The 10,421-nt window shown below is 41.7% G+C and carries 8 protein-coding genes; 6 read left to right on the forward strand and 2 right to left on the reverse strand.

Going from position 1 to position 10,421, the window contains the following annotated elements; genetic code table 11:
- The 3 genes from H7254_RS04860 to H7254_RS04870 all read left to right on the forward strand — a co-directional run.
- The coding region (locus tag H7254_RS04860; RefSeq protein ID WP_301931918.1) for an amidohydrolase family protein at positions 1-477 on the forward strand (477 nt) is incomplete at its 5' end.
- 427 nt (positions 478-904) lie between these two features.
- Entirely contained in the window at positions 905-2,506 is a 1,602-nt protein-coding gene (locus H7254_RS04865) for a glycoside hydrolase family 31 protein (RefSeq protein ID WP_301931919.1), read from the forward strand.
- Positions 2,507-3,042: 536 nt separating this feature from the next.
- Positions 3,043-6,465 (forward strand): HEAT repeat domain-containing protein, encoded by a 3,423-nt coding sequence (locus tag H7254_RS04870; protein WP_301931920.1) that lies wholly within the window; start codon positions 3,043-3,045, stop codon positions 6,463-6,465.
- A gap of 131 nt (positions 6,466-6,596) precedes the next feature.
- Here H7254_RS04870 and msrA read toward each other — a convergent pair whose 3' ends face one another.
- Complete coding sequence (gene msrA / locus H7254_RS04875) at positions 6,597-7,085, reverse strand: peptide-methionine (S)-S-oxide reductase MsrA (RefSeq protein WP_367875418.1); 489 nt, start codon at positions 7,083-7,085, stop codon at positions 6,597-6,599.
- 246 nt (positions 7,086-7,331) lie between these two features.
- Positions 7,332-8,417 carry a Gfo/Idh/MocA family protein gene (locus H7254_RS04880; RefSeq protein ID WP_301931922.1) on the reverse strand — a complete coding sequence of 362 codons (1,086 nt, stop codon included), beginning with the start codon at positions 8,415-8,417 and terminating at the stop codon, positions 7,332-7,334.
- 201 nt (positions 8,418-8,618) lie between these two features.
- Between H7254_RS04880 and H7254_RS04885 the strand changes: the two genes are divergently transcribed.
- The 3 genes from H7254_RS04885 to H7254_RS04895 all read left to right on the forward strand — a co-directional run.
- Positions 8,619-8,807: a hypothetical protein gene (locus tag H7254_RS04885; RefSeq protein WP_301921366.1), complete on the forward strand. Its 189-nt coding sequence runs from the start codon at positions 8,619-8,621 to the stop codon at positions 8,805-8,807.
- 289 nt (positions 8,808-9,096) lie between these two features.
- A complete protein-coding gene (locus H7254_RS04890; RefSeq protein ID WP_301931923.1) occupies positions 9,097-9,564 on the forward strand; it encodes a DsrE family protein in 468 nt (155 codons plus the stop codon).
- Positions 9,565-9,585: 21 nt separating this feature from the next.
- On the forward strand, positions 9,586-10,421 hold an 836-nt coding region (locus H7254_RS04895; RefSeq protein ID WP_301931924.1), incomplete at its 3' end, for a substrate-binding domain-containing protein.

The raw sequence follows: 10,421 nt of genomic DNA on the forward strand, positions 1-10,421 counted from the left end.
GCAGGGGATAGCTGGCTGATGACCGATATGCTGAAGCAAAATAAGGTGGCTGTTATTTTATCGCAGCCACATAGTTTACCCACTACGGATGATGATGATGTAGACCAGCCTTATAAAACCGGTGCCGCCTTACAAAAGGCTGGCATTTTATTTACTATCTGCCAGGATGGTGGAGATGGTTTCTGGCGCCAGCGCAACCTTCCTTTTCAGGCCGGTACCATGGCGGCTTATGGCTTAACAAAAGAAGAAGCGCTATCGGCTATAACTTTAAATGCAGCTAAAATTTTAGGCATTGATAACATAACCGGTTCATTGGAAACTGGTAAGGATGCCAACATTGTTATCAGCGAAGGCGACCTGCTGGATATGAAGAGCAGCAAGGTTACACAGGCATTTATACAAGGCCGTGAAATTAATTTAGATAACAAACAGAAACAATTATTTGAGCGGTATAAGTACAAGTATTCTATTAAATAATTATTGCATTACAGAAAATTTTTTTAGCCTTTCTTAGCGAAGGTATTGTGATTATTTTTGTATCATCCTCCGCTATTTTTTAATACCTGCGTTCAATTATTTTGCCTCAACCTGGCTCCAGTTTTTGAATGTGTGCGGTAGAGTATTCCTTGTGGGTTCGTTAGTTCAATTATAAATGTGGGCATTCGGTTTTCAAAATAAATCAACGGGTAACCATATCATGTTTAGTTTGGGAAATTAATGCAACAACGCCCAATGATACTAAATCAAACGTTTACACCCAACCTCTTCTGTGCAAGCGTTTGTGTATCTTTTAATTTTTTTTATAGCCTATTTTTGATTTGTGGATGCAAGGCTAACTTGTGTATGTATTTTAAAAAATCCAGGCAACGGCCCTCACTTTTTTTTGAAACTTATTAATAAGATCATGAAAAAAATTAAACTCAATATCCTTTTTATTTTATGTTGCAGCGCATCCTGTTGTGCCCAGATTAATTTAATAAAAATAGTTGTACAAACTAATGAAATGTGGTGGTGTGGTATCATCAATCACGGGCAGCTGATGCCTTTCTCTGTGGTTACAAAATATTCAAATGATTTATTGGGTAATAATGAAGGTAACCAGGTGCAGCCTTTGTTACTTTCCAATAAAGGAAGATTTATATGGAGTGAAGAGCCTTTTAAGTTTTCAGTAGCCGATGGTACAATAAGCGTTACCGGTTTAGGCATCGTTGATACGGGCAAAGCAGGTAAAACCTTGAAAGAAGTGCAGCAATATGTTCGTAAAAAATATTTTCCTGCGGATGGTAAAATGCCGGATACTTTATTGGTAACAAAGCCGCAATACAATACCTGGATAGAACTGAACTACAATCAAAACCAGCAAGATGTTTTAAAGTATGCGCATGCCATCATCGACAATGGCCTGGCACCTGGTGTGTTAATGATTGATGACACCTGGCAGGAAAATTATGGTGTGTGGGATTTCTATTCAAAAAAATTTCCGGATCCTAAAAAAATGATGGATGAATTGCATAGCCTGGGATTTAAAGTAATGCTATGGATTTGCCCTTTTGTTAGCGCCGATAGTAAAGAATACAGGGAGCTTTCTGAAAAAGGTGCGCTGTTAAAAGATAGCAGCAACAATGGCGAATCTTTATTGGTGAAATGGTGGAATGGTTTTTCTGCAGAACTTGATTTTACAAATCCCATTGCTGTAAACTGGTTTCAGGGTCGGTTGAATTATTTGCAAAACATGTATGGTGTAGATGGTTATAAATTAGATGCCGGAGATTTTGAATACTATCCACCTAATTTGATATCAATGAAAAAAGTTACGGCCAATGAACACAGCCGGTTATTTGCAACCATCGGATTAAAGTATCCCCTGAATGAATACCGGGCCTGCTGGAAAATGGGCGGAAAGCCACTGGTACAAAGGCTAAGGGATAAAGCACACAACTGGGTTGATATAAAAACATTGATTCCGGATATATTATTGCAGGGGCTGGTGGGTTACACATACGCATGCCCCGACATGATTGGTGGCGGGGAAATTGGTTCCTTTTGGGGTAACAAAAATAACCTGGACCAGGACCTAATTGTTCGCTCTGCACAATGCCACGGCCTGATGCCCATGATGCAGTTTTCAGTGGCACCCTGGCGAGTACTGGATAGTGTACATTTTGATGCCATTAAAAAAGTAATTGCTGTAAGAAATAAATTTATGCCGGTTATTATGGAATTAGTACGGGCTACAGCTACAACCGGAGAGCCCATTGTAAAATACCTGGAATATGTTTTTCCAAACCAGGGTCTTTCCACTGTAAATGATCAGTTTTTATTGGGAGATAACATCATGGTGGCGCCCATGCTTGAAAGCAAAAATAAAACAAGAATAGTACGGTTTCCAAAACTCAGCAAAGGAAAATGGATGGGAGATGATGGGAAAATTTATAAAGGTGGTACAACGGTTGAAATAACTGTTCCGCTGGATAGGTTGCCCTATTTTGTAGTTAAAGAAAACTAATAGCTTCCTGGTTGTTAGCCTGCACATACTGCAAGTCTGGGACTGGAAATTATTGATCTTTGCCCGGCTACTAATTACTACATCAATTTCAGAGGTTAAGAAAGGGGAACACTTTTCATAAAGACAACATTTTTTGGAAAATATTTTTCAAATATGTCACGCTAGAGCATTTATAATTCATTTACTAACTCCACAACGTACCGGGTATACGCATATTAATTTATCAACGTGTTGAATGCTGGATTTTAACGAATGCCATGTTTATATAATCAAATTCATTCGGGCGAAAAAACTCAGCACTGAATTTCAGGTGGCTTTGCTGATTTTATTTTATGTCAGTTGTAAAATGACTCAAGGATTGGTATTACGCTGTATTCGCTTGGTATACTTGCACAGCATACTATTAGTAGCAATCGTTCTGTCTAATTGCTTAAGGGTGATGTTGAACTTCATTATTTTCCCCTAAGCAGAATAAACATTTTCAACAATCCTGCTTTTGCCATAATATTGTATCTCCACCTTTATAATTGTCTAATATGAAATTCAACTGTATGCTTCCCCGTTATCTTTCAAACCACATTTTTTATGGCATAGCAGTTATCAGCCTGCTTGCAGCGTGTAATCAAAAAAAAGATGCTTACGCCGTTACTGATAAGCATATTTACCAGATGAATCCGGCGAAAACCAAGTCAATGGCCGATTCTATTGGCGCACTGGTCAAACCAGAACTGGCCGACAGTCTTACCCTTTCTTTGTGGGGTGTCGATTCGCTGATAATTTCTCCCATTGCAATCGACATAGACGATTCGGGTAAAATTTATTACACCACTACCAACCGGCAGAAGAATTCTGAATTTGATATTCGCGGCCACCAGGATTGGGAGCTTGCCTCCATACAACTGCAAACCGTAGAAGAAAAGCGTGCTTTTTTGCACAGCACCCTATCGCCTGAAAACAGCAAAAAAAATGAATGGCTGAAAGATGTAAATAAAGATGGCTCCCACGACTGGAAAGACATGACCGTTGAAACAGAAAAGGTGTATAAAGTGGAGGATGTAAATGGTGATGGTGTAGCAGATAGAACGCAGTTGGTGGTAAACGATTTTCATGACGAAGTAACGGATGTTGCCGGCGGGGTGCTGGTTGATGGAAAAAATTTGTACGTTGCCGTAGGTCCGGATATGTGGAGAATGGAGGATAAAAATGGTGATGGTATAGCAGATGAAAAAACTTCTATGTCTCATGGATATGGCATTCACATCGGGTTTAGCGGCCACGGTATGTCTGGAGTGGAAATGGGCCCCGATGGCAGAATATACTGGCAGATCGGCGACATTGGATTTAGCGGAAAAGACAAAAGCGGAAAGGAATGGAAGCATCCTAATAGCGGCGTGATAGCCCGTAGCAACCCTGACGGAAGTGATTTTGAAATATTTGCTTACGGCAACCGCAATACGCATGAGTTTGCTTTTGACCAGTATGGCAACCTCATCAGTGAAGACAATGATGGTGATCATGCCGGTGAGAAAGAACGGCTGGTATATATTGTAAACGGGGCCGACATTGGGTGGCGGAGCAACTGGCAGTATGGTAAATACAATGATCCAAAAAACAATAGTTATAAAGTGTGGATGGCAGAAAACTTGTGGAAGCCAAGGTTTGAAGGACAGGCAGCATACATTACGCCATGTATAGAAAATTTTGTCAGCGGTCCTGCAGGTTTTGTGTACAATCCTGGTACGGCATTAAGCCCCAAATACAACAACACTTTTTTTGTGGCTGAGTTTGTGGGCAATCCTGCACAATCAGGTATTTACAGTTTCAAACTTAATCCTGCAGGTGCAGGTTTTTCACTAGGCGAAAACAAGAAAGTACTGGGCGGTGTGCTGGCTACAGGGCTTGATTTTGGCCCGGATGGTGCTATGTATGTAGCAGACTGGATTGACGGATGGGGCACGCATAACTACGGACGAATATGGAAAATGGATGATAAAAATGCAGCCTCACTCCCAGACCGCGTGTTGACAAAAAATTTGCTGGCAGCTGATTTTACTGTCAATAGCGAAGCATCGCTCGGCGAATTGTTAAAGAATCCTGACATGAGGGTAAGAATGAAAGCACAGTTTGAACTGGTGAAACGAAAAGAAAAAGGTGCAGCGATGTTTCAGCAATATCTTACCCAAACTGCTAACCAACTGGCAAGGGTAAATTCAATCTGGGGCATTAGTCAGTTGGCCCGGCAAGATAAAAAATACGCTGCTGCACTCCTTCCTTTTTTGCAGGATAAAGATGCGGAGATAAGAGCGCAGGCAGCCAAGTGGCTTGGCGATATTAAATACGCAGGTGCCGGTAAATACCTGCTGCCGCTGTTGAAAGATACTGCCAGCCGTGCCCGTTTTTTTGCAGCCGAAGCACTTGGTAGAATTGTGTATGAACCAGCTACTAACGCAATCGTAGAAATGCTTTCTGCCAACAATGATAAAGATGCATACCTGCGTCATGCAGGCAGCCTTGCCTTGGCAAGAATTGGAAAAGCTGATCCCATAATTGCACTGGCAAACCATCCGTCCCGTGGCGTAAGAATTGCTGCGGTGGTGGCATTGAGAAGAATGGGTAATGCCGGTATTGCAACATTTTTAAACGATGCCGATGAGTTTATTGTAACAGAGGCAGCACGGGGTATCAATGATGATCTGTCTATAGAAGGCGCCATCCCTGCGCTGGCGGCTTTACTAAACACCACTACTTTTAAAAATGAAGCGTTGATTAGAAGGGCAATCAGTGCCAACTCACGGCTGGGCACTGTGGCTTCTATACAAAACCTGGTAAATTATGCTGCGGCGGCTAACCCGCCGGCACTAAAAGCGGAGGCTATTGCTACACTTGGCAACTGGGCCAGGCCATCTGTTGTAGACAGGGTTGATGGAAGATTCCGTGGTGTGATACAAAGAGATAGTATGCTCGTAATTAGCAAGGCTGGCACCGCATTGGTGACACTGCTAAACAGCAATGACGCTGCTGTGCGGCTTAGCGCCATAAAGGCAGTTAGCAAACTGAACCTTGTGCAGGGCGCATCAAAATTGCTGCTGCTGCTGAAACATGATAACAATGCGCCTGTAAAAGTGGAGGCACTGAAAGCACTGGCAGCCATGCAGCATACAACAGTTGCAGAAGCTATACAGGTTGCGTTAACCAGCACCGACAAACAAGTGAGGGTGGCTGGTATTGACATGATCAGCAAACTAAATATTCCAAAGCCTTTGATGGTAAAGTTGCTTGCAGACGTTATCAATACTAAAACCACGGAAGAAAAACAGGCAGCCCTGCTTACACTGGGCAATCTGCCGGTGAGCAATACCAATGAGGTGTTTACGGGTTTGCTGGCGCAGTTGTCAGACAAAAAATTATCCCCGGATATTTATTTTGAACTGGGCCAGGCAATTGACAGCACCAAAAGCCAACCGCTGATTGCAAAATATAAAGCAGCGTTTGCCAGCAGTTCAGCAGATGAACTTACGGCTTCTTTTGCCGGTAGTTTATATGGCGGTGATGTGGCCCATGGAAAGAATATCTTTTTTCAAGGCCAGGCATCACAATGTATCCGCTGCCACTCTTATGATGATTTGGGTGGTAATGCCGGCCCAAAACTAAATGGCATTGCCAGCCGCCTGCCAAGACAAAAATTGCTGGAGGCCTTGATCAATCCGAGTGCAAGATTATCACCTGGCTATGGCAGTGTAACATTGCAGCTGAAAAATGGTAAAACCATCTCGGGTATTTTAGAAGGGGAAACAGACAAAATATTAACGGTAAAGATTAGTGGTGAACCCAATGCAGTAGTAAGCAAAAACCAGGTGGCAAAAAGAACAAATGCACTTTCCAGCATGCCGGAGATGAAAAATATTCTTAGTAAAAAAGAGATCAGGGATGTAGTGGCTTTTTTAGCAACGCTTAAATAGCGATTTATTTATTAAAAATACAAGGCGCTGCCCGGGGAAACAGCGCCTTGCTTTTTTAATTTCTACCAAAAGTTATAGGGATAATTTAAATATGCACTGGCAATAGAGAATGGTAAAAATTTCGCCAATCACTAGCTTATTTTCCACTCGGGGCGAATAAAATGACAGGTGTATCCATAAGGATTCTTCTGAAGATAATCCTGGTGTTCTTCTTCAGCATTCCAAAAATCGGTGGCTGGTACTACTGCAGTAACTACCCGCCCAGGCCATTTACCAGAAGCATTCATTTCACTGATCAATGTTTCAGCCGTTGCTTTCTGCCCTGCATCCAGGTAAAAAATAGCAGAGCGGTAGGACAGGCCACGATCGTTTCCCTGCCTGTTGAGTGTGGTAGGATCATGGGTCTGAAAAAAAAATTCCAGCAAACTGCGGTAGGATAAAATCGACGGATCAAATTGTATTTCAATGCCTTCAGCATGGGTGCCGTGATTGCGGTAGGTTGCATTGGGTACATCGCCGCCCGTATACCCCACAACTGTTGAATGAATGCCAGGTAACTTGCGGATGAGTTCTTCTACTCCCCAAAAACAGCCTCCGGCAAGAATTGCTTTTTCCATGATAATGTGTTTTGTTTAATACAAAGTTAAGCGTTGCTGAACGAAAGCCGTTGATGTCAGCTATCCGGCGCCCGTGTTATAATTTACTGAAATATTAATACCCACCATTACAATTGTCAATGCCGTTTTGTTCGGGTAGTTTTAGCTTGGACAATTTTACTTTTTTAAACGAACACAGCACCAAACTACTACATTGAATATGCTTTGTCGTACACTCTTTTTAATCTATAAAAAAAGTCCATCTTTATTTTACACCAACGATATCACCTGCCCCGTCCTGATAGATTCATCACAGGCAAAAGCAATCCGTAAACTGTTAACAGCATCATCGGCATGAGCGGCCAGGTCTGTATCCTCCAAAATTGCGTTGAGAAAATAACGTTGCTCACGGTTACAAAGCTCCTGGTGATCTGGCTCATCTTCGAGGTTGATCCATTCGTCTGGTTTCAGAAATTTTTCATCTTCATCCAGTTCTGCATGATGAAAACGCAGCGATTCAGTTTTGGTGTGGGCTTCAATAGACGAAGATTTACCAGCTCCGCCTGCTTCTTTGGCCACAATTGATACAGAACCTTTGGGACCAAAAACATCCTTTACAAAAAAGGCGGTCTCGCTGATCATTGGTCCCCAGCCAGCCTCGTACCAGCCTACGGAGCCATCCTGAAATTTTATTTGTAGCTGGCCATAATTATAATTGCCTGCCGGAATAGCTTCAGTAAGTCGTGCACCGATGGCATGTACTGCAATAGGTTTGCTCCTGGTCATCTGGCACATTACGTCAATATAGTGTACGCCACAATCAACGATTGGGCTCAGGCTGTTCATAAGGTTGCGGTGCAATGTCCACATGGCACCATCGCTTTGCTGGTTCAGATTCATGCGCATTACCAGCGGCTTGCCCAATTGTTGGGTTAATTCAATAAAGCGCTCCCACGAAGGATGATGCCGCAGGATATAACCCACCACTAATTTTTTGCCGGCTTTTTTAGCGGCGGTCACTACGTTTTCAGCGGCTAAAACTGAATCAGCCACCGGCTTTTCTATAAATACATGGCAACCGCTTTCAAATGCTTTGAGGGCGAAACTTTCGTGCGTATTGGGATAAGTTGCAATGCAGATAGCATCCGGTTGCGTAGCGTTTATTGCGGTGTCCATATCATCAAACAGCGCATATTGATTGCCCAGTCTGGCATTTAACAGCTCCTTCGATTTTCCCCTGGATACCAATCCGCAGATTTGAAATCCGTTCATTGTATGATATGCCATGGCATGAGAAGCACCCATGTTGCCGCAACCTACTACCAGGATGCGCAAGGCTTTTGTTTGGCTTTGCATAAAGTGAATTTATTTATGTTAATAAAAGGCGAATGTAAAGTAAAACCCGTGTAACTATTTTCTGAAAGCGCGTTCCTACGTTTTATAACCGGATGAAATTGTTGCGTAGATTGATATATTGTTCTGAAGCGAAACCATTGCTGACAAGGCAATAAAGGCTATGCATGCTTCGATAAAATGCCTTGGTAATGGTATGCCAAAATGGTGTATCTGTGGTGGTACCAGCAAACGAAAAATAGAATATTAACAGTAGAAGATTATACTGTAGCGGGTAAAAATGGTATGCTGCCAAATGCCAAATCTGCAGCAGCAATGATGAAGAAGATTTTTAAATATAAATTAGCCAGGGTAGAATCAGGCGCCATTGCGGCGAGCGCATATTTTCGATGATGTGGCAGGTCTTTACCGCCTTAGTACTCTTGCAGGATTTGTAACAAATAAGTTCCCTTTTGGATACAGACTATCGTGAGCCTGAACTAACGCAAGAAAAAGCAGCCAATGCAGCTGCCTTGGAAAGGCCAAGACAATGCTGTACAAAAACAAGGGGTAAAACTGGAAGAATCTCTTCAGGAAATCAATTGATTTTTCATTTGGGCGTATACAGATACCTTTACTGAAAAACGACCTAAATACGCTTATTTGTAGAATCAAACAATTTTCAAAAATTAAATAGTAAATCATGAAAGAGTTAACACTTACCCTGCTAAGTTTTGTATTATTAGCAACCGCTGCTATGGCACAAAGCAATGACGCCGCATTAGAAAAAAATAAGTCTTTTACTGGTGCAAAAGCTACAAAAAAAATGTACCATACCATTTACCAGCTGGATAATGCAGATCCTAAAATTATTGAAAAGGCCCTTCGGAATATCAACAATGCTTTAAACGATGTAAGGCTTGCAGGCAAAATTGAAATTGAATTGGTGACTTTTAGTGGTGGTACGGATGCCTGTTTAAAAGGAAGTAAATATGAAGCCGAACTTAAAGAATTAGTACAAAAAGGCGTGATAATAGCGCAATGTAACAACTCTTTAAAAGAAAGAAAAATCACGCGTGATCAGCTGTACGATTTTGTTGCTGTAGTGCCAAGTGGTAATGGAGAATTGATTATCCGGCAGGGTGAGGGTTGGGCTAGTATTAAACCATAAAATAAAAAATAAAGTATAAAAGTGAAAAAAATAATTACGGCATTTTTAATAATAATAAGTTGTTTATTTACCGCACAAGCTCAGGAATATCGGTTTGATGCGCCCTGGAATACGCCACCAGAAAGCAAAGTAATGTTTACCATACCAGGTGTAGATAATGTACCTGATCTGTTTGGAGATATCAGCGACCCACAGTTAGTGGTATTTTTTGCAGGCAATCAGTTTATGTGTGTGGATGATTTATTAGCTGGTTTTAAAAAACAGTATCCGCAATATCAACGAATATTTGTAGAAACCTTGCCACCAGGTATTTTGGCAAAACAGATTGAAGGCGGCTCCATAACCATTGGCAATATGCGCATTACTTTAAAGCCTGATGTTTACAGCGCAGGGAAAAGCCGGATGGATCAAATGACGGCTTATTTTACCAATACTGCTGTGTATGCTTTTAATAAATTAGCCATCATGGTACCCAAAGGAAATCCTAAAAATATACAAGGTTTAAAAGATCTTGGTAGAAAAGACGTGCGGGTTAGTATGCCAAATCCTGCCTGGGAAGGTATTGGAAAGCGTATTGAAGAAGCCTATGTAAAAGCTGGTGGAGAACAATTAAGGGCAGTCATAATGGAAACGAAAGTTAAAGACAGCACTACTTACTTAACACAAATACACCATCGCCAAACGCCCATGCGTATTTTATACAATCAAAGCGATGCAGCACCAGTATGGTTTTCCGAAGTTTATTACCAGCAAATGATACAACATCCTATTGAAATGGTTACCATACCGGATAAGGAAAATATTACAGCGTCTTACATTGCAGGGTTGATGAAAACAGCGCCACATCCGCAGGCAGC

Origin of the sequence: Ferruginibacter sp. (assembly GCF_014377975.1) — a bacterium.
Taxonomy (GTDB): Bacteria; Bacteroidota; Bacteroidia; order Chitinophagales; family Chitinophagaceae; genus Ferruginibacter.

What these genes read in the sequence shown, in the direction of transcription:
- H7254_RS04865 (WP_301931919.1), top strand. Translation starts at nt 905, where the DNA reads ATGAAAAAAATTAAACTCAATATCCTTTTTATTTTATGTTGCAGCGCA.
- H7254_RS04870 (WP_301931920.1), top strand. Translation starts at nt 3,043, where the DNA reads ATGAAATTCAACTGTATGCTTCCCCGTTATCTTTCAAACCACATTTTT.
- H7254_RS04880 (WP_301931922.1), bottom strand. Translation starts at nt 8,417, where the DNA reads ATGCAAAGCCAAACAAAAGCCTTGCGCATCCTGGTAGTAGGTTGCGGC.
- H7254_RS04885 (WP_301921366.1), top strand. Translation starts at nt 8,619, where the DNA reads ATGGTGTATCTGTGGTGGTACCAGCAAACGAAAAATAGAATATTAACA.
- H7254_RS04890 (WP_301931923.1), top strand. Translation starts at nt 9,097, where the DNA reads ATGAAAGAGTTAACACTTACCCTGCTAAGTTTTGTATTATTAGCAACC.